This window comes from Mesorhizobium sp. STM 4661, from assembly GCF_000359125.1.
GTDB lineage: Bacteria > Pseudomonadota > Alphaproteobacteria > Rhizobiales > Rhizobiaceae > Mesorhizobium.
The window spans coordinates 43,836-63,291 of the sequence record NZ_CAAF010000054.1 but is presented as its reverse complement, the minus strand read 5'-3'; the positions used below and the strand labels follow the sequence as shown (position 1 = coordinate 63,291).

Annotated in this window: 19 protein-coding genes and 1 pseudogene; 8 read left to right on the top strand and 12 right to left on the bottom strand. The window is 63.0% G+C overall.

The genetic code is table 11. The features are described from left to right. Positions 1–29 precede the first annotated feature (29 nt). The 3 genes and pseudogenes from MESS4_RS17550 to MESS4_RS34995 form a co-directional block, all read right to left on the bottom strand. A pseudogene (locus tag MESS4_RS17550) lies at positions 30–971 on the bottom strand (5'-nucleotidase C-terminal domain-containing protein); the annotation flags it as partial. Positions 972–986: 15 nt separating this feature from the next. After that, on the bottom strand, positions 987–2,252 hold the full coding sequence (locus tag MESS4_RS17545; RefSeq protein WP_006333501.1) for an NAD(P)/FAD-dependent oxidoreductase: 1,266 nt from the start codon (positions 2,250–2,252) through the stop codon (positions 987–989). Further along, positions 2,249–2,371 carry a hypothetical protein gene (locus MESS4_RS34995; RefSeq protein ID WP_280110239.1) on the bottom strand — a complete coding sequence of 41 codons (123 nt, stop codon included), beginning with the start codon at positions 2,369–2,371 and terminating at the stop codon, positions 2,249–2,251. Before MESS4_RS34995 ends, MESS4_RS17545 begins: the two co-directional genes overlap by 4 nt. Positions 2,372–2,427: 56 nt before the next feature. Between MESS4_RS34995 and MESS4_RS17540 the strand changes: the two genes are divergently transcribed. Beyond that, positions 2,428–3,090, top strand: coding sequence for a 5-formyltetrahydrofolate cyclo-ligase (locus MESS4_RS17540; protein ID WP_006333496.1), 663 nt, complete (start codon positions 2,428–2,430; stop codon positions 3,088–3,090). On the opposite strand, the gene MESS4_RS17535 is transcribed toward MESS4_RS17540, so the two are convergent. Beyond that, the gene (locus tag MESS4_RS17535) at positions 3,087–3,560 is read right to left on the bottom strand and encodes an Lrp/AsnC family transcriptional regulator (protein WP_006333495.1); all 474 of its coding nucleotides are present in this window, start codon (positions 3,558–3,560) and stop codon (positions 3,087–3,089) included. The two genes, MESS4_RS17540 and MESS4_RS17535, sit on opposite strands and share 4 nt — an antisense overlap. 159 nt (positions 3,561–3,719) lie before the next feature. Here MESS4_RS17535 and ald point away from each other — a divergent pair, with 159 nt between their 5' ends. Both ald and MESS4_RS17525 read left to right on the top strand, forming a co-directional pair. Then, entirely contained in the window at positions 3,720–4,835 is a 1,116-nt protein-coding gene (ald, locus tag MESS4_RS17530; protein ID WP_006333494.1) for an alanine dehydrogenase, read from the top strand. 199 nt (positions 4,836–5,034) lie between these two features. Then, positions 5,035–6,333, top strand: coding sequence for an outer membrane beta-barrel protein (locus MESS4_RS17525; RefSeq protein WP_006333493.1), 1,299 nt, complete (start codon positions 5,035–5,037; stop codon positions 6,331–6,333). 421 nt (positions 6,334–6,754) lie between these two features. On the opposite strand, the gene MESS4_RS17520 is transcribed toward MESS4_RS17525, so the two are convergent. The 3 genes from MESS4_RS17520 to MESS4_RS17510 all read right to left on the bottom strand — a co-directional run bounded on the left by MESS4_RS17520 (position 6,755) and on the right by MESS4_RS17510 (position 9,721). Beyond that, positions 6,755–7,222, bottom strand: a complete 468-nt coding sequence (locus MESS4_RS17520; protein WP_006333490.1) for a DUF1203 domain-containing protein — start codon at positions 7,220–7,222, stop codon at positions 6,755–6,757. Positions 7,223–7,328: 106 nt separating this feature from the next. Continuing rightward, positions 7,329–8,780, bottom strand: a complete 1,452-nt coding sequence (locus MESS4_RS17515; RefSeq protein ID WP_006333488.1) for an ROK family protein — start codon at positions 8,778–8,780, stop codon at positions 7,329–7,331. 35 nt (positions 8,781–8,815) lie between these two features. After that, positions 8,816–9,721 carry a tagatose-1,6-bisphosphate aldolase gene (locus MESS4_RS17510; RefSeq protein ID WP_006333486.1) on the bottom strand — a complete coding sequence of 302 codons (906 nt, stop codon included), beginning with the start codon at positions 9,719–9,721 and terminating at the stop codon, positions 8,816–8,818. A gap of 286 nt (positions 9,722–10,007) precedes the next feature. Between MESS4_RS17510 and MESS4_RS17505 the strand changes: the two genes are divergently transcribed. From MESS4_RS17505 to MESS4_RS17490, 4 genes are all read left to right on the top strand, one after another. Beyond that, positions 10,008–10,913 carry a sugar-binding domain-containing protein gene (locus MESS4_RS17505; RefSeq protein WP_006333481.1) on the top strand — a complete coding sequence of 302 codons (906 nt, stop codon included), beginning with the start codon at positions 10,008–10,010 and terminating at the stop codon, positions 10,911–10,913. 437 nt (positions 10,914–11,350) lie between these two features. Beyond that, positions 11,351–12,331 carry an ABC transporter substrate-binding protein gene (locus tag MESS4_RS17500; protein WP_006333479.1) on the top strand — a complete coding sequence of 327 codons (981 nt, stop codon included), beginning with the start codon at positions 11,351–11,353 and terminating at the stop codon, positions 12,329–12,331. Between the two features lie 101 nt (positions 12,332–12,432). Then, on the top strand, positions 12,433–13,494 hold the full coding sequence (locus MESS4_RS17495) for a monosaccharide-transporting ATPase (protein WP_006333474.1): 1,062 nt from the start codon (positions 12,433–12,435) through the stop codon (positions 13,492–13,494). Beyond that, the gene (locus MESS4_RS17490; protein ID WP_036241523.1) at positions 13,487–14,242 is read left to right on the top strand and encodes an ATP-binding cassette domain-containing protein; all 756 of its coding nucleotides are present in this window, start codon (positions 13,487–13,489) and stop codon (positions 14,240–14,242) included. The genes MESS4_RS17495 and MESS4_RS17490 overlap by 8 nt, the downstream gene beginning before the upstream one ends. Before the next feature lie 31 nt (positions 14,243–14,273). On the opposite strand, the gene MESS4_RS17485 is transcribed toward MESS4_RS17490, so the two are convergent. Next, positions 14,274–15,767, bottom strand: a complete 1,494-nt coding sequence (locus tag MESS4_RS17485) for a winged helix-turn-helix domain-containing protein (protein WP_006333472.1) — start codon at positions 15,765–15,767, stop codon at positions 14,274–14,276. Positions 15,768–15,909: 142 nt separating this feature from the next. Between MESS4_RS17485 and MESS4_RS32365 the strand changes: the two genes are divergently transcribed. Then, positions 15,910–16,128, top strand: coding sequence for a hypothetical protein (locus MESS4_RS32365; protein ID WP_006333471.1), 219 nt, complete (start codon positions 15,910–15,912; stop codon positions 16,126–16,128). A 254-nt stretch (positions 16,129–16,382) separates the two neighbouring features. Here MESS4_RS32365 and dapB read toward each other — a convergent pair whose 3' ends face one another. The 4 genes from dapB to sseA form a co-directional block, all read right to left on the bottom strand. Next, positions 16,383–17,189 (bottom strand): 4-hydroxy-tetrahydrodipicolinate reductase, encoded by an 807-nt coding sequence (dapB, locus tag MESS4_RS17480; protein WP_006333470.1) that lies wholly within the window; start codon positions 17,187–17,189, stop codon positions 16,383–16,385. A gap of 133 nt (positions 17,190–17,322) precedes the next feature. Beyond that, positions 17,323–17,880: an OmpA family protein gene (locus tag MESS4_RS17475; RefSeq protein WP_006333467.1), complete on the bottom strand. Its 558-nt coding sequence runs from the start codon at positions 17,878–17,880 to the stop codon at positions 17,323–17,325. A 102-nt stretch (positions 17,881–17,982) separates the two neighbouring features. Next, the gene (locus MESS4_RS17470; protein ID WP_036241522.1) at positions 17,983–18,546 is read right to left on the bottom strand and encodes a GNAT family N-acetyltransferase; all 564 of its coding nucleotides are present in this window, start codon (positions 18,544–18,546) and stop codon (positions 17,983–17,985) included. Positions 18,547–18,551: 5 nt separating this feature from the next. Continuing rightward, positions 18,552–19,433, bottom strand: a complete 882-nt coding sequence (gene sseA / locus MESS4_RS17465) for a 3-mercaptopyruvate sulfurtransferase (RefSeq protein WP_006333454.1) — start codon at positions 19,431–19,433, stop codon at positions 18,552–18,554. Between the last annotated feature and the right edge of the window lie 23 nt (positions 19,434–19,456).

The following is a 19,456-nucleotide window of genomic DNA, read 5'->3' as shown; positions in this document are numbered from 1 at the left end:
GCGAGCGGACGTTTGCCCGCTCGGTCCGCCTAGAGGAGGATGCGGTATTTCGCAAACCCCGCTTCGCCCTCGCCCGCGGGTTCGATCTTCAGCGACTTCACCTCGCCGATAAAATCCTTCGCCCTGGCGCCGGTCTCGAACACGACGCTGGTTCCAGGCAGCGGCGCAAACGACCAGTTGCCGTCCGCCGACGGATTGATCGTTCCCTCGCTGACGATGTAGCGCACGATCACGTCGCGGTTGGTGTCCGGCGCCTCATAGATGATCCTAGAGGCATTGATATCGGGGAAATTGCCGCCGCCGCCGGCGCGGTAATTGTTGGTGGCGACGACGAATTTCCCTGCTGGATCAATCGGTTTTCCGTCAAACATCAGGTCGACGATGCGGTTCGAGCCGGCATTGGCCAACCCACCCTTGGCGTCGTATTTCGGCGGCTGCGACAGGTCGATCCTGTAGGTAACGCCATCGATGACGTCGAAATTGTAGGACGGAAAATCGGTGTTGATCAGCGCCTGGTCGGTTTTGCCCGGCTCGATCCTGTTGAAGATGCCGGCCGACATTTCCAGCCATTCCTTGACTTGCGCCCCGGTGATTTCGACGGCGCGGACGGTGTTCGGGTAGAGATAGAGGTCGGCGACGTTCTTGATGGCGATATCGCCCACCGGCACGTCGGTATAGTAGTCGGCGCCGTTGCGACCGCCGGCCTTGAAGGGTGCGGCCGCCGACAGCAGCGGCACGTCCTTCCACTGCGTGTTCTTGAGGATGTCCTTCAGATACCAGGTCTGCGCCTGGCTGACGACCTGTACCGACGGATCGTCGGCGACCAGCGCAAAATAGGAATAGAGCGGCGCAGAGGTCTTGCCGACGGGGCGGCGCACATAGGCCAGCGTCGCCTGATGATCCTGCTCGAGCGCGGCGATGACGCGCTTGTCATCTTCGACCGTCGGCTTGTTCTTGTTGTCGACCCGCTGTCAGCAACGGCGAGGTCAGCCTTTGTCGTCATCGCCCTGGGTGATCAGCCGCGCGCTGCGTTGACCCGTCGCATATATCCATAGCCAGCTAAGCGAAACCGCTAGCCGGTTACGGAAGCCGATCAGGAAATAGATGTGCGCGAAGCCCCACAGCCACCAGGCAAGCCGGCCGGTGAGCTTCATCCAGCCGAAATCGATGGCGGCGGCGCGCTTGCCGATCGTCGCCAGGTCGCCGTCATGCCTGTAGCAGAAAGGACGTGGAGCGGTGTCGCCGGCAAGCCGGGCCTTGACTGTCGCCGCGACATGCTTGCCCTGCTGCTTGGCGGCGGGTGCCACACCGGGCACCATGCGGCCATCCGGCCGCAGGACGTGCGCGGCGTCGCCGATGACGAAAATCTCAGGACTTCCCGGCACGGTGAGGTCGGGTTCGACCAGTACCCTGCCCGCGCGGTCCGCCGCCGCGCCCAGCCATTCGGCGGCCGGCGAAGCGGCGACGCCTGCCGCCCACAGGATTGTCCTGGCCGGCAGTTGCGTTTCACCGAAGACAACGCCCTCGGCATCGCAGCGCGTGACGGGCCGGCCGAGTTCGACCGTGACGCCGAGCCGCTCGAGCGCCTTCCTGGCGTAGTCGGAAAGTTCTGGCGCGAAATTGGGAAGGATGCGCTCGCCGGCCTCGATCAGCACCACACGTGTCTGCCGTGTATCGATGTTGCGGAATTCGCCGCGCAGCGTGTCGTGCGCCAGTTCGACAATCGTGCCGGCCAGTTCCACGCCGGTCGGTCCGCCGCCGACAATCGCCAGCGTCAGCAGCGCCTGGCGCTTGACCGGATCGGTTTCACGCTCGGCCTGCTCGAAGGCCAGAAGCATGCGCCGTCGAATTGTCGTGGCGTCCTCCAGCGTCTTCAGCCCGGGTGCGAACGGCTCCCATTCGTCATGGCCGAAATAGGCGTGCCTGGCGCCGGTGGCCAGCACCAGCGTGTCGTAGTCGACCGTGCCGCCATCATCGAGCAGCACGCGTTTGCCGGCGCGGTCGACGCCGCTGACATTGGCGAGCAGCGTCGTCACGTCCTTGCGCTTGCGCAGGAGATGGCGGATCGGCCAGGCGACCTCCGAGGTCGCCAGTGCCGTGGTCGCCACCTGGTAGAGCAGCGGCTGGAAGAGATGGTGGTTGCGCTTGTCGATCATGGTGACGCGCACCGGCGCGCCGGCAAGCGCGCGGGTGAATTCGAGGCCGCCGAAACCCGCGCCGACAACGACGACATGATGGTTGGCCTGGTTCATCCCGTTTCACCCATGATGAGCACTTCACCCTGCGTGATATAGGCATTTTTGTGCAGTGCAACAACGCCAGACCACGGATGATTGCCCAGGACTCGCCGCTTGATGTCGTCGATGCGCATGCCGCAACTCGCACTCCTGAGATAGCCTAATCGAAACAGCACGCAGAGGGTGAAGCATGGTCAATGATCGCGACGATGAAGGTCCGGCGCAATACGCCTCCCCGCCTTGCTTCATGCATGAGCTCGATCCGGAATTCCGCGCGCCCCTGTCCGACTGGACCGACGTAAGACGCTGGCGCAAGGCCGAGCGCGAGCGCCTCATCGCGGTCCGCCTTGCTGTCCCGGCTGACGCGCGAACGGCAATGTCAAAGCGCATCGCCGAAGGCATCGACGCCGTGATCGGCGACATTGCCGGCCGTATGGTCAGCCTTTACTGGCCGTTCCGCGGCGAGCCGGACCTGCGCCCGTGGATGGCGTCCATCAACGCGCGTGGCGGCCGCACGGCGCTGCCCGTCGTCATCGAGAAAGGCCAGCCGCTTATTTTTCGCGCCTACGCTGCGGGCGACCGGCTGGAAAAAGGCGTCTGGAACATCCCAATTCCGGCAGAAGGCGATCCGGTGCTGCCCGATATCGTCATCTCGCCGATCGTCGGCATCGATCCCAGTTGCTATCGCCTCGGCTATGGCGGCGGCTTCTTCGACCGCACACTGGCGGCGATGCCGTTCAAGCCATTGGTCATCGGCGTCGGCTACGAGATGCAACGCATCGCCACCATCTACCCGCAGCCGCACGACATTCCGATGGACCGGGTGGTGACAGAGGCATTCTTCACAACCTAGGCCATCTCCGGCTTCAGCCCCATGGCCGTCCGGTCGACGATCTCGCGCAAGGCGAAGGACGAATTGATCTTCGTCACATGCGGCATGGCCGACAGCCATTCCTTGTGGATGCGCTCGTAGTCGACAAGGTCCTTGGCGGCGATGCGCAGGATGTAGTCGTATTCGCCCGACATAAGGTGGCAGGACAGCACGTTCGGGCAGCGCTTTATCGCCGCCTCGAAATCCGACAGCGTCTTCTCGAACTGTCCCGACAGCGATATATGCACGATCGCGGTCATCTGATGGCCAAGGGCGGCATTGGAGAGCCGGGCGTGGTAGCCGCGAATGGTTCCGGATTTCTCCAGATTGTCCAGCCGCCGCGAGCAGGCCGACTGCGACAGCCCGACCTTCTCGGCAAGTGCCGCATTGGGTATCCGGCCATCCTTCTGCAATGTCTCGAGAATGGCGATATCGATCCTGTCCAGCGGCATTTCTTCGGGATTCCTGCGAAAATCCTTAGATTTCGCGCAAGGATTATCGAAGTGCACCCTCCGGTGCAAGCGCATTCGCAAACACTCACGGAACGATTCGTGGTTCACTACATCGATACAGGGAACATGCCCAAGAAGGGCCGGATCAGGAGAAAGAAAATGCGCGTCGGCTGCCCCCGGGAAATCAAGAACCATGAATACCGCGTCGGCCTGACGCCGGGCTCGGTCCGCGAATATGTCGCGCATGGCCATGAGGTGCTGGTCGAGACCGGCGCCGGCGCCGGCATCGGCGCCGACGACAACGCCTACCGCGCCGCCGGCGCCACCATCGCCAAGACGGCCGCGGACGTGTTCGCCAAGTCCGACATGATCGTCAAGGTCAAGGAACCGCAGCCCAACGAGTGGGTCCAGCTCCGCGACGGCCAGATCCTCTACACCTATCTGCATCTCGCTCCGGATCCGGAGCAGACCAAGGGCCTGCTGGCCTCCGGCGTCACCGCAATCGCCTACGAGACCGTCACCGACGATCGCGGCGGGCTGCCGCTGCTCGCGCCGATGTCGGAAGTCGCCGGCCGCCTGTCGATCCAGGCTGGCGCGACGGCGCTGCAGAAGGCCAATGGCGGCCGCGGCGTGCTGCTCGGCGGCGTGCCCGGCGTGCTGCCCGGCAAGGTCACCGTGCTCGGCGGCGGCGTCGTCGGCCTGCATGCGGCCAGGATGGCGGCCGGGCTTGGCGCCGATGTCACCATCATCGACCGCTCGATCCCGCGCCTGCGCCAGCTCGACGATCTCTTTGCCGGCCGCGTCCATACCCGCTATTCCACTGTCGAGGCGCTGGAAGAGGAATGTTTCTCCGCCGACATCGTCATCGGCGCCGTGCTGATCCCCGGCGCCGCCGCGCCGAAGCTGGTGTCGCGCGAAATGCTGTCTGGCATGAAGAAGGGTTCGGTGCTCGTGGACGTCGCCATCGACCAGGGCGGCTGCTTCGAGACCTCGCATGCCACAACCCATGCCGAACCGACCTATGAGGTGGACGGCGTCATCCATTACTGCGTCGCCAACATGCCGGGCGCGGTGCCGGTCACCTCGGCCCACGCGCTCAACAACGCTACGCTGCATTACGGCCTGCAACTCGCCGACAAGGGCCTGAAGGCTCTGGTCGACGATCATCATTTGCGCAACGGCCTCAATGTCCACAAGGGCAAGATCACCAACCGCGCGGTCGCCGAAGCGCTCGGCTACGAGCTGGTCGAGCCGAAGGCCGTTCTCGCCGCCTGAACCCGCCCCGGATTCCTCCCCGATAGAGCCGCCGACACCCCTCGGCGGCTCATTTTTCCACAAGCAAATTTCACGGTTTACGGTCGATTGAGCCGGCTTACCCGTTTTGCGTGCAATTCGGCTTTTCTGTGGCATTTTTGTTACAGCTACCGTAGCGGACGGGTGCTAGGGAGATTTCGGGTTCTTCTAGGGGGTAATGATGATCAGCTTAAAATCCGCGAAATTTTTGCTTCTTGGCGCAGCGTCCATTCTGGCGCTCGGTTCGGCCGCTCATGCCGCCGACGTGGTCGCGCCGGTAGAGGCGTCCGGCTTCAACTGGAGCGGCATCTATGTCGGCTTTGGCGTTGGCGCCGGCGCCAACGTCCACGAGCTCAGCAGCGACTTCATTCCCGGCCTGTCGTTGAACGGCATCGGCGGCGAAGGCGTGTACGGCGAACTCACCGCTGGCTATGACTACATGGTATCGCCGCGCTTCCTGCTCGGTGGACTTGTCGACGCCCATGTCGGCAACATTGAAACCTCGCTCGACGTCGCTGGGTTCGATGCTTCGGTCAAGGAGACCTACGGCTTCGACGCTGGTTTGCGCGCAGGCTATCTCTTCACGCCAAACACTTTGGGCTATGTGCTCGGCGGTTATTCCTGGCAGAAATACAAGCTCGACACGAACGCCGGTTTTGATTTCGATTGGGATCAGAGCGGATATTTCGTTGGAGCCGGCGTCGAGACCGCCATCAACAGCAATTGGACGATCAAAACCGAATATCGCTATACGCGCTTCGGCACCAAGGATGATCTTCTTGCCGATCTCGGTGCGCCGGACGGTGCTCTCAATCTCGACACGTCGCGGCATACGTTCCAGGTTGCGGCCAATTATCGCTTTGGCGCCCAGAACGGTGGCGTCGCGTCTTTTGAGGCCCCTGCCTACAACTGGACCGGCTTCTACATCGGTGGCGCGGCCGGCGCGGGCGCATCGGTGCATCAGATCAACGTTCCACCGCTCGGCGACCTGGAGTTCAACGGGCTCGGCGGCGAAGGCGTCTTCGGCGAATTGAACGCCGGCTACGACCACGATTTCGGCAGCTGGGTGGCAGGCGTCATGGTCGATGCCCGCTATTCCGGCATGACTTCAGAGCTGAATATCCCGGGCGGATCGATCAACCTCGATACCGACTACGGGTTCGACGTGCTGGGCCGTGTCGGTATGAAAGTCAACGAATCGACGCTCGCCTATGTGCTCGGCGGTTATTCCTGGCAGCATTTCGATCTGAATGCGTCTTCGCCGATCGGCGACATACTCGACTGGGGTTCCAGCGGCTTCTCGGTGGGCGGCGGTGTGGAAACAGCGTTGTCCAGCAACATGACCGTCGGGCTCGAATATCGCTATTCGCAGTTCTCCGAGAAGGATTTCTCATCCGATATCGGGCTGCCGGACGACACCCTCACCACCAAGCCTTCCTTCCACACCGTTCGCATCGGTGCGAAGTACAAGTTCAATTAAAACCGCCCAGGCAGCGGTCAAAGCCCGTCGGTCGTTCCGGCGGGCTTTTCTTTGGGCGGAAGTGGGGCAACAAAAAAGCGGAGCCAAAGCCCCGCTTCCTCGATGTCGAGACGTGCCGCCGGTCCATCCGCGGTCGGCAATCTATCGACAGCCACCTCCTAGCGCACTTGTGCGACGGCTGTGCGACAGCCGTCACCGGCCTTTTCGCGCGCCGCCATGACCAAGCATGCGCTGTGTGAAGCATTTCACATTCGGCGTCCGAAAACTGTGCCTATACAGGTGTCGTTCCCTGATGGCTCAAGCCGCTTTCCAAACGCCGGCGAATACCGGGCTTTGCCGGCGGCTTCGACCGCAGCTTCTGTCGCGACTATTTTTTCCCAACTGCCCGCCAGACCATCGGCGGGCATCTTTTTGCAAGCCGTCACGCCCGCTCGATGCGGCATTGATAGCAATTGTTGCGGGCCGAGCGGACATGGACATAGGCGATGTCGTCGCGCTCGAACAGGGCCTCCGCCCGGGCCGCGATGGCGCCGGTCGGGATAACGCCGCCGCTGCCATAGACGATGCGGTCATCCGTGCCGTAACCGCGCACGATGTAGTCGGTGCTTTCGAGCATTTCGGGAAGCGCATCGGCCGCGGCGGCGCGCTCGCATTCCTCGGCGTGCAGGAAGATCGGTCCGGTCTCGGCATAGGGCTGGAGCTCCGGAAACGGCCGGAAGGCGAGGATGAGATAGGGATCGCCGGCCGCCACGTTCTTCAGGCAGTGGCGGCAAGGCACGCCGTCGCCATCGGAAATCTTGCGCTCAGGCGTCCTGCCATAGGCATCCGGTCCGCCGCGCTGCAAGGCCCTTACATCTTCAGTAGGCAAGGCTTTGAACTGGATGGTCATGATGAAATCTCCGGTGTCGTTGACCGAAAATTATGCTTTCACGCCGGCACTTCCCACCCGATTCATGCCAAATGCTTGAGGACCATTCGAAATGCAGTTGCGCTGGTCAATTGCTGCCCTCAATCGCGACCTTCAGCCATTCCGTGATCGCATCAAAGTCGATCGGCTTCGTCGTATCGACGTCGAAAAGCGGTCCACGCCGCAGCGGCTCGGCACGCCTGGCCAATTCGATCAGCTCGGGGATATAGGCCGCACCCGGATGACCGGCTGGACGCTGGTCGAGCCGGGCGCGATAGCGCTCGGCAAGAACCTCGCCGGGCGCGTGGCACCAGATTTCGGCGGTCTGTTCAACACCTGCCTTTCGCAAATGGTCCTCGAGAAGCTGGCGCGGCTGGAAGCCGAACCAGGCGTCGACGACCACGGTTGTGCCAGCGGGCGCCTCGCCGACGACCGACCAGATCGCCTGGTAGCTGGCGCGGCCGAGCGTGCGGTTGAACTCGCGGTCGCCGCCGCCGAGCACTTCGAGGAATGGATTCTTGACCGTATCGAGCGCAAGCAATGGCCATCCCATGCGGTCGGCGATGCCGCGCGAAACGGTGCTCTTGCCGCTGGCCGGAATACCATTGACGAGCACGGCCCGCCTGGCACGGCCGGGTTGGGCAGACGGCGATGCCGGCGCCTGTGTCGTGCCCGCCTCCGCCGCCAATGCCTGCAGGCCGGCGCCGATCACGCCGGCGTCGTCGCCGAGCTGTGCCGGTTCCACCTTGCATTGATACCAGGGCGCCAGCGCCGGCGCGCAGGCAAGCGCCTTGTGCGCCGCCCGGCCAAGGCCGCCGCCAAGCAGAACCAGATCGGGGTCGAGCACGGCAACGGTCGTATCGATTGCGGCACGCAGCGGCCTGGCCCAGGCTTCCAGTATGCCGCGCGCCTGGATGTCGCCGGCCAAGTCGCGGGCAAAAAGCCGGTCGACCGAAACGTCAGGACCTAAGCCTGCCCGCGCGATGTGACGGCCAAGCGCCGTGCCCGAGCTGGTGGTTTCAACGCAACCGCGCCGGCCGCAGGCGCAGGTTTCGCCGTTAACGTCGACGGTGATATGGCCGAGCTGGCCTGCCGTTGCCCGGCCACGCATGATCTGCCGGTTCTGGGCGACGGCGCCGCCAATGCCGGTCCCGATCGTGAACATGACGATGCTGTCATGGCCTCGGCCGGCGCCGAGAGCCATTTCGGCGACCAGCGCCATGTTGCAGTCATTGTCGACGACGACGGGCTTGCCGGCCGTGTCTTCCAGCCGCTGCGCCAATGCGACCGAGGCGAGGTTGACATAGCCGCCGGACAGGACCGTGCGGCGCCGCGCATCGACGCGGCCGGGAACGCCGATGCCGATGGCTGCAACCCCGGGGGTATCGAGCCGGCGCACCATATCGGCGATCCGGGAGAGAACCAGCTCCGGGTCCGGCGCGCTCTTCTCGGAAATGCGGTCGAGGATTTCGCCCGTGCCGGAAATGCGGGCGGCACGCAAATTGGTGCCGCCGATGTCGATTCCTATGCTGAGAGGCATGACGTCCTGCACGTGCCAGTGATCAAACGCGGATATCAGGCGGCCTTCTGCCGGTAGTGCCCGATCACAGCCTGGATTTCGCGCAATCGCGGCACTGCGATGGTCTTAAGCCTTTCGCGCTGAATGTCACGGTCGAGCGAGATGCAGTCCTTCCACAGGGAACGGCCGGCGATGACGCCCGACGCACCGTTCTGCATGGCGATCTCGACCTGGCCGAGGAAGGTCGCGTGGTTGACGCCGGCGGAAAGCACCGCCCATGGCACGTCGCCGGCCATTCTGGTGATATTGGCGCAAGCTTCGGGCGTTCCAGGGTAAGGAAGCTTCAGCACCTTTGCTCCGCACTCCAACGAAATCCGGGTGCCCTCTTCGACAAGCCAGGGCGTTTTGGCCGCATAGTCTTCGGGGCTTTCCCCTTCGATCTGGTAGGTCAGGAACTCGACGACGAGCAGCAGGTCCTCTTGCCCGAAGTCGGCGATGCACTGGCGCAGGATGGCGATGTTGTGCTCGTTGGCTTCAGGCTTGTCGGCCCTGAGATAGACCATGATCTTGCCGCCCGTGCCGCCCAATTCACGGACGCGGCGCGCGTCGATGCCGGGAACCAGGCGCGACAGGCGGTAGCCATCGGGCGAGACGTCGAAGCCGGAGGCGTCGAGGCCGATGAGCAGCGCCGTATCACGATTCAGCACGCCCTCGTCGACCACCCGCGGCACCGCGCAGAGCGGGTCGAGCAAGACACAGGACGCGGCACTGGCGAGGTAGCGCGTGATGTCCGACTTGGTGTCGCCGAGCATGTCATTGGTGATCCTGGCCTGTTCGGCCGGATCCGACGCCAGCAAGGTCCGCATGCCGCCGCGCTGGTCGCAGGCGATGGCCACCATGGCCCCGTCCTTGCCGCATATCTGCTGGTAGCCGCGCAACTCCGCGGTGGTCATCTTTGCCATGGTCTTCTGTCCGATGTTGGCGCCCGCTTTTCGAGGCGCGGATCCCGTGGAAACAAGAATGTTCAGTTTTGCCCGCCTGCCGGCGGGAAGATCTTTGCCGCTTTGATGCGCTATCGATCGCAAGAAAAGCGGCCTCGCCGACACCCGTGGTCCGCAATGACCTCAAGTTGCGAGTTTGCCGAATTTGCGCGATAACTCCCGTCGGTCTATGCTCGTGTAACACGTTGCTGAAAGGAATTGCAAGCTGTCTGTCCCTCCGATCCAGGACGCGACCGCATCGCGCACGATGCTGCATACGGTCGCCAAGCTGCACTATGAGGCTGAGATGTCGCAGGTCGACATCGCACGGCAGCTCGGCGTCTCCACGGCGACGATTTCGCGTCTGCTGCAGCGGGCACGGGCCGAGGGGATCGTGCGGATCGAGGTTCTCGATCTGGCGACGCCCGAGGACATCACCAGGCAGCTGATCGATGGGCTGGGGCTTGCCGATGCGGCGGTGATCGAAACGCCGGCGGCGGGCGCACTGACGGCGCTTGCCGCGCCGCTTGGCGCATTGCTCAAGCAAGCACAGCTGGTGGCCGGCTCCGTGGTCGCCATCGGCTGGGGACGCGCCGTCCGCGAGGTGATCCGGACAGGCCTGCCGCGTATTCCCGGCGTCCACACCGTGGCTGCCACCGGCGGTATGCAGCAGCATGCACCGCATTTTCAGATCAACGAGTTCGTGCGGCTTGCCGCCGAGGAATTGGGCGGAACGCCGCATTTCATCCATGCGCCCTATCTGCCATCCACCGAGTTGCGCGAGGTCTTCCTTGGCGACGCGGCCATCCGCGATGCCGTTGCGCTGTGGGACCGGACCGACGTCGCGATCGTCGGCATCGGCCTGCCGCACGCCATCAATCCGCCCGAGGCGAGCGCGGCCACATTGAGCGAGCAGGCCTTGGTCCATGCGGCGGGAGACGTCATCCGGCATTACTTCGATGCCGGAGGAGCGCTGATCCCCTGGGAAGGTGAGAGCCGGATGATCGCGATGTCGCCGGCACAACTTCGCGCGGTGCCGCTGGTGATCGGGGTTGCCGCGTCGCCGGAGAAAGCGACGGCAATCATCGGCGCCGCTCGCGCCAGGCTCATCAATGCCCTGATAACGGATACAATGACGGCGCAGGCCATCCTCGAGGCTCTCGCGCCTCGATAGAGGCAGATGCCGTTGGCCGGCCCGAGCCACTGCCAGAAAATCGGTTGTGTCGCCGAGAGGTCGGGGCAATAGTTCGCCTTGGAGGCCCTGCGGAGCGCATCATATGCTGTCCGGTTTGAAAAGTCCGACGCCGCAACCTCGGAAAAACCGGGTTGCAATTTATTTCTGCAAAGTGTTACAACCTGAACGATCCGGCATGCAAGAACGCCGGGCGACGCACTTCCCAGAGGCTCGCGGAGGCGAGCAAAGGGGGCTGCGGCTCTTGTGCCGGTTTGGTTCGACCGGCTGACATATCGACCGGAGGGCGCTTGGGAGGAAAGCCGCCCGCGACAGCAAACAGGCGTTTCACGGCCGTCGGGCACCTTATGCCTGAACGATTGACGGCCATTCCAATGTCACTTGCAAACGGCAAATCTGCCAACAATGAGGAGGATGTCATGAAGAAGATTGTTGCCGCGCTCGCGGCTCTCGCCATCAGCGCAACGGCGCTGGTCACACCCGCTCTGGCGCAGGACAAGAAGTTCACCATTGCGCTCATCCCCGGTCTCACGACCGATGGTTTCTACATCACCATGCGCAAAGGCGCCCAGGCGGCAGCCGACGCGCTTGGCGTGGACCTGGTTTTCCAAGGCGCCCCGGACTTCAACCCGGTCACCCAAGTGCCGGTGCTTGACGCGGTCATCGCCAAGAAGCCGGACGCGATCCTGATCGCGCCGACCGACAAGGTTCAGTTGGTCGAGCCGCTGCGCAAGGCCAATGATGCCGGCATCCCTGTCATCACCGTCGACACGTTCATCGGCAGCGGCGTCTATCAGACCGGCGCCGGCGACGCGGATTTCCCGCTGTCCTATATTGCGTCGGACAACATTCTGGGCGGCGAGATCGCCGCGCGGGCACTGGCCACTGCCATAGGCGACAAGGGCAAGGTCTACGTTTCGAACGTCAAGCCCGGCATTTCGACCACCGATCAGCGTGAAGAGGGCTTCAAGAAGGAGATGGCGGCCAACCATCCCGGCATCACCGTTCTCGAAACTCAGTTCAACGACAACGACGCCAACAAGGCCGCCTCGCAGCTGCAGGCTGTCTTCGCGCGCAATCCCGATCTCGTTGGTGTGTTCGGCGCAAATCTGTTCTCCGCGCTTGGTGCTGCCAATGGCGTCCAGCAAGCTGGGCAGACCGGCACCATCAAGGTCGTGGCGTTCGACGCGCCGACCAGCATCGTCGACAACATCAACACCGGCCTGGTCGACGTTGCGATTGCCCAACATCCCGCCGAAATCGGCTATTTCGGCGTCGTGTCGGCCTATGCCCATCTGACCGGAAATTCGATCCCGGTTGCGATCGGCACCGGCTTCACGATCATGGACAAGTCCAACATCGCGGATCCGAACATCTCGAAGTACCTTTATTCCGAATGAGCCCAGGCGAGCTCTCCTTCCGGCTTGCCGGGAGGAGACCTGTGCCGGGTGTCTCTGGGACCCCTGTTTGACGGAGGCCGCGCCGCGGATCGGATGTATCAATGACTTCAACATCACCAACCGAGCAAGGCGAAGCGCATGTCGCTCCTCAGGCAGATCACGGTGATCCGGCCAGGACCTGGATCGGGCGCATCGCCGAAGGGCGCGCCTGGCTGTTCCTCGCCGGTCTGATCATCTGTTTCGAGGTTTGGTCGAGGCTATCCTTCGGCGCGACATTCGTGCTCAATCCGTTCAACGTGCAGTCCATAGCGATATTTGCGGTGGCACCGTTGCTGCTTGCGACCGGACAGACCTTCGTCATCATTTCGGGAGGCATCGACCTGTCGCTCGGCTTCATCATGGGTCTTGCGGCCGTCGTTGCCGCCCACGCCACGAACATGGCGGGAGCCGCAATCCCGCTGCCACTGGCAATGCTGGCAGGTATTCTGGCCGCCGTGCTTGTTGCCGGCGTGCCGGGCATCATCAACGGCCTGCTGATCTCGCGGCTGAGAATTCCGCCCTTCATCGGCACGCTCGGCATGTTCGGCGTGGCGCGCGGCGCTGCCTATCTCCTTGCCGGCGGCACGACGGTGCCGGTGCAGAATTCATGGTTCGCGCTGCTCGGCAACGGCAAGTTCCACGGCGTGCCCTATCTTGTCATGATCACCGCAATCTTCGTCGTCGTGATGCATTACATCCTGAGCCAGACCCGGTTCGGCCAGCACAACTACGCCATCGGCGCCAATGTGCAGGCCGCGCGCCGCGCCGGCATCGACATCAGGGGGCACATCTTGCGCCTCTATATGCTTTCGGCGATGTGCGCCGGCCTCGGCGGCGCGCTCTACGCGGCGCGCTTCACCGCGGGCGCCGCCCAGGCCGGCGAACCCTTGCTGCTCGACAGCGTCGCGGCCGTGGTGATCGGCGGCGCCAGCCTGTTCGGCGGATCCGGCACGATCTTCGGCACGGTCGCCGGCGCATTGGTGATCGCCGTGATCCAGTACGGGCTGGTCTTCGTCAATGTCGAGCCGTTCTGGCAGTTCATCGCCGTCGGCCTCGTCATCATCATCTCCGTCCTTATCGACCAGGCGCAGCGCCGGTTCAGTGGAGCTCGCCAGGATGAATAGTTCCGAACAAACCACACCGCTTCTCGAAGTCCGACACCTTTCCAAGCATTTTGGCGCCGTCCAGGCGCTCAACGATTTTTCCATGGCTGTACGGCCGGGTGAAGTGGTGGCGCTGGCCGGCGACAACGGCGCCGGCAAGACCACTCTGATCAAGGCGATATCGGGGGTCTTTCAGCCGACGGCCGGCGAGATCCTGCTCAGGGGGCAGCCGGTGACCTTCGCAACGCCGCAGGAGGCGCGCGAAAAAGGCATCGAGACGATCTACCAGGACCTGGCGCTCGCCGACAATCTGTCGATCGGCGCCAACATCTTCCTGGGCCGCGAACCGATGCGCAAGGCTTTCGGCTTCCTGCCGGTGCTCGATCGCAAGGCCATGGCCGTCGCCGCCAAGCAGACCATGGGAAGACTGGACTTCCATGTCAGCCGGCTCGAGGCCCCGGTCAGCAATTTCTCCGGCGGGCAGCGCCAAGCTGTCGCCATCGGCCGCGCCGTCTATTGGGACGCGCAAATCCTGATCATGGACGAGCCGACCGCCGCCCTCGGCGTACCCGAGCAGCGCAAGGTCATTTCGCTCATCCACCAGCTCAAGGCGCAAGGACGAGGCGTGATCTTCATCTCGCACAATCTGCAGGATATCTTCGCCGTATCCGACCGCATCGTCGTGCTGCGGCGCGGCGTCCAGGCCGGTGAGCGCAAAATCTCCGAGACCAACCATGACGAAGTCGTCAAGCTGATGGTTGGCGGATAGCGGAGGCTATTGCTCGCGGCCGTGGTGAAGCTTATTCTTCCTTGTCAACACGCTGCAGGATCGCGCGGTAACGGCTGCACACGGCCGGATCCTCATAGTAATCCACTTCCGCATCAACGATCTCGTCAAGGCGTAGTCCGGGATAATGTGCCTTGACTTTTGCCAGGACGTCTTGCGCTTGCTTGATTTCGCCGAGTTCGGAATGGCAGACGATAAGACGAACGAGCGACCACCGCGGTACGGTCGCCATTTTCGCGTAGCAGGCCGTTGCCTCGCGATATCGTCCAGCCGTGGTCAGTATGATGCCGCGAAAGTCTTCATACCATCCCACAGCGTATGGGTCGCGGCGCTGGGCTTCGGTTATTTCAACAAGCGCCTCATCCGGCCTGTCCGTGTAATTGAGGAAAAGCGCACGGATACTAAGAATGAACGGATCGTTCGGATTGAGGGCAACCGCACGGTCAAGACTGATTTCAGCCTGCCTGAATTCGCGCAAGTACAAGAGAGCAAAGCCGGTCGCGAGATGGCCGTACGCCTCGTCGGGGTCGAGCTGTAACGCGGTTTTTGCCATCTCCAGTGCGGAATGCAGATAATCTGAATTGTAGTAGACCCAGAAGAACTTGAGGGTCTCGACAACGCCGAGCATGGCGTGGGCAGCAGCAAACCGCGGATCGAGCTTTACCGCCTGGCGCAGAAAGGGTTCAGCTTCGCGCACCGTGTCATAGTCATAGGTGGCTGCCAGTTGCAGCGCCCGCAGGTAAAAGTCATAGGCCGACATGTTGTCGGTCGGCCTGGCCCTGGCACGCGACGCAATCGCGGTTCTGGCCTGCCGGGCCAGGCGGGCCGCAATCATCTGGGTGATTTCGTCCTGGATCGCGAAAATGTCGTCGAGTTCCCGGTCGTAGTGTTCGCCCCAGATATGAGCCATTGAGGACGCATCGGTTAGCTGCACCGCGATCCGCACCCGGTTGCCGATCTTCCGCACGCTGCCTTCGACGACGTACTGGACGCCAAGTCTCTTTGCCACCTCGGCTAGGTCATTCGCCCTGCCGCGGAACTGGAAGGAGGAGTTTCGCGCAATGACCAGAAACTCCTTGAACTTGCCAAGCTCAGCGATGATGTCTTCGGTAATCCCGTCGCTAAAATAGTCTTGCTCCGGGTCGCCGCTCATGTTGTCGAAGGGTAGAACGGCGATGGACGGTCTGGACGGCGCCGTAGCCTCGGCCGTAGCCGCGAAGGGCTTGGGACCAGCATATTTATAGCCGCGACCATGCACGGTCACGATCATCTCGGCGGGCAGCAGCTTTCGCAGCGCCGAAATGTGGACCTGCAGCGTGTTCTCCTCCACCACCAGGCCGGGCCAGACCGCATCGAAGAGTTCGGTCTTGCCGATCACCTCGTCCGGCCTCTCCAGCAACATGGCGAGGATGTCGAAGGATCGCGCCGAAAGCTCCATCGGCCCCTTAGGCCCCAGCAGCCGCCGTTCGGCACGTTTCAGGCGATAGTTCCCAAACTCCAAGTCCATTTGCCAAGAACCCGTCCCTCGGGGGCTAGGATAACCCAAGACGGTCCTGAAGGCGAACTTCAGGGCTGTTCAGGACTCTTCAGGTCCGGGCCAAGGACCTGAGTGGGAAGCGGTGTCACTCTCACCGTCACAGGAGGACACCATGGCCGACATCTCCACTAAAGCCCCGACCACCATCCGCGGCTTCAGCCTGCCACCGCCAAGCTTTCCTAGGCTCGAATTTGGCGCATCGCTAAGGGGAATATTCAGGTTGTGGAACGATGCGCTCAAACTAGCCTATATGGACCCCTACACCACTCTTCGTCGCCAACCGCGGATCGTCCCGGACGATGATCTCGAAGGCCGGGATCCCACTTGGTGAGCTGCTCAAGACGCTTGCCGAGTGGCTCTGAGCAAGCGTTCCGATCACTGCGGGATATCTGCTCTGGGTCATTCGCGTCGGTTCTGGCAAGGACGCGCAATGTCCGGTCAATGGACCATTCCGGACATGGCCGTTGCTTTGATGGAGTAGGCCCGGACGCATCGCCACGCGCTACGATAAACTCGCCGCAAACTACCTCGCCTTCATCAAACTGGCGTCAATCCGAATTTGGCTCCAGGTTTATGAGTCCACACCTAATCCATCAGCGCATCGAGACCGCGCACCAGCCCCGTGACTTCCCGCACGCGCCGAATGGCAAGCAGCGTTCCGGCCACGTAGGGTGCCGCGGACGAGCCGGCATCATGGCGAATGGTCAGCCGCTCGTCGGGCAGGCCGAACAGCGCCTCACAGGACAGGATGTAGGACGGCAGGCGAAGCGCGTGCACCTGCACCCCTTCGCCCGCACCGACCGCGGCGCCGCGTGTTCCAGGCACGCCCGTCACTTCCGAGACCGGCCTTGCCGTCGAAGCCTTGCGCACATCCGCCAGCGCCTCGGCAAGCTCGCGCGCGGTGCCGGATGGGGCATCGGGCTTCTTGGCGCTGGCATAGTCGATGACCTCGACATCCGGCACGTATTTCGCCGCCATCAGGGCAAAACGCTTCATCAGCGTGGCGGTGATCGAAAAATTGCCGGCGGCAATCACGCCGACCCGGTTGGCGCGCGCCGCGGCATCGATCTCGGCATAGTCGGCGGCCCCAAGTCCCGATGTGCCGATCACCACATGCCGCCCCTTGGAGATCGCCAGCAGCGCATGATCCTTCACCACATGCGGCTTGGTGTAGTCGACCAGCACGTCGGACGGCACCTCCAGAGCCTCCGCGAGCGAAGCGGAAACGGTGACGCCATTGGCCGGCAGACCAACCAGCAGGCCGCAATCCTGCCCTGCACCGCTGCGCGAAACCGCGCCGGCCAAATTCATGTCGCCTTGCGCCTCGATCGCCGGCACCAGCGCCTTGCCGACCCAGCCGGTCGCCCCGGCCATCACCACTCGTATCGTCATCGCCTGGTCCTCCAATCGTGCCTTGAAACGACCAGCGATATGGAAAGAGCCCGGCTCATTCAAGCCGGGCTCTCTTTTGAGTGTTGATCCAGATCGCAGGTTAGGCGCCGAAATCGTCAAAGCTCCGAACAGCTTACCTTATGAAATCGTCGAAGCGGCGTAGCGTCACCCGGCGATTGCGCCAGTTCTCGTTCTGCGTCTGCACGAGCAGGAACTCCTCGCCGTAGCCGACGGTTTCGAGCGCATAGCCCGGCACGCCGAATTCGCGCACCAGCGTGCGTTTCAGCGAGGCGGCGCGCTGCTCGGACAGGATCTGGTTCGACTGGAACGAACCGACCGCGTCCGTATGGCCCTCGATCAAAATGCGGGCGCCGGGATCACGCCGCAGGATGCGCTGAAGCGCGTCGGCGATATTTTCGATCTTGCCGTACTGCGACTCGGAAATGGCCGCCGAACCGAAGGCGAAATTGATCGACTGGATGTCGATCGAGCGGGCCATGCGCCTGAGATCCGGCCGCCGCTTGAATTCGCGGATGGTGACGCGCTGGTTCGGGCGCAGCTTCACCTTGGGTGGCGCTTCGAGCTGCCGCTCGATCGTCGCGGCCGAAGGCGTTGTCGCCTGGGCGGCGGCAAGGGTCGGCATGGCAAGCGCCGCGATCAGCACGGCTGCAAAGGTGCGTCTGGTCAGCATGTCTTTCTCCTTCGACCCTGCTCTGATGGCCGCATTGATGGTGCCGACAAGATGGCAGAGACAGTCTGAAGCCTGGATGAACGAAAGGTTCAGTTGCAGGAATCAAGGCCGCATGACGCTGGCCGAGCGCTCGGCGAAAGCCATCGGATGCACGATCTCCTTCTTTTGCGCCACTGGTGCGAAACCGAGCTTCTGGTAGAGCGGCAATGCCGCCGGATGGTCGAGCGTGCAGGTCTGCACCGTCACCCGCTTAGGCCCATGCGACCAGGCGGCGGCGATCGCCGCACCCAGGAACCAGCGGCCGATGCCTTGCCCGGTCGCGTGTTCCATCATGCCGAAATAGGCAAGCTCCACTTCTTCCGGCAGATGCGGCTTGAGGTCGAAGAAGCCGGCCGGCGCGCCGTCGAGATAGAGCACCCTGATGTCACGGTCCTCGCGGTGGATGCCCGCCGAAAGCTCCTCGTCGTTCAGCCTGAGAACATTGACCCAGTGCCATTTGCGCCCCACCCGATCCATTAGATAGCGGTAGAAGTGCAGCGGAATGTCCTTGGTCTTCAGCAACGCGATCTGGCGGTTGTACGGCACCGGCGGCGAATAGGCCGGCGGTACATGCATTTCGAGAAATGTCACCGTGACGTCGATGTCTTCCAGCACTCCGTTTTCCATGGCCATCATTCCTTGCCCATCAACGCGGGGCCCATCAAGGCGGGGCCTGTCACGACAGGAGTGTCGGAAAGCCCGCCCCACTCCGTCCATGAGCCGTCGTAAAGCCTGTTGTCGGTGTGGCCAAGCGTCTCCAAAGCCAGTGTGATCGCAGCCGCGGTGATGCCTGAACCGCAAGAGGTGACGACCGGCTTCGACAGATCGATGCCGGCATCCTCGATGACCTTGCGCAAGCGGTCCTTCGACAACAGTTCGCCGTCTTCCGACAGCGCCGAGTAAGGCACGTTGCGCGCACCGGGCATATGGCCGGAGCGGATGCCGGCGCGGGGTTCAGGTTCCATGCCGGTAAAGCGGCCTGCTCCACGGGCATCGGCGATCTGGCTCTCGTTCGTCTCGACGACGCGGCGCATATCGGCAAGGCTGGCGACACGCGTGGCGTCGAAGTCGACATGAAACACGCAGGGCGCGATCTTCGTCGGCTCCGCCGTCGCCGGCCGTCCCGCCGCTTTCCAGCCGTCGAAGCCGCCATCCAGGATGTAGACCTGGAATACGCCCATGATGCGGAACATCCACCAGGCACGCGGCGCCGAGAAGAAACCCGGACCGTCATAAACGACAATGGTGTCGTCCGCCGAAATGCCCATCGAGCCGACATATTGGGCAAAATGCTGCGGCGACGGCAGCGTATGCGGCAAGGCTGAATCGGGGTCCGATACCGCATCCTGATCGAGAAAGCGGGCGCCCGGAATATGCGCGGCCTCATATTCGGCGCGCGCATCCCTGCCCTGCGCCGGCAGATACCAGGACGCATCGACGATGGTCAGGCCCGGTTCGCCGAGGCGCGCCTGCAACCAGTCCGCATCGACGGTGAAAGGGCTGTCTTGGGCCATTCTCGTTCTCCTGCTTCGCCTCG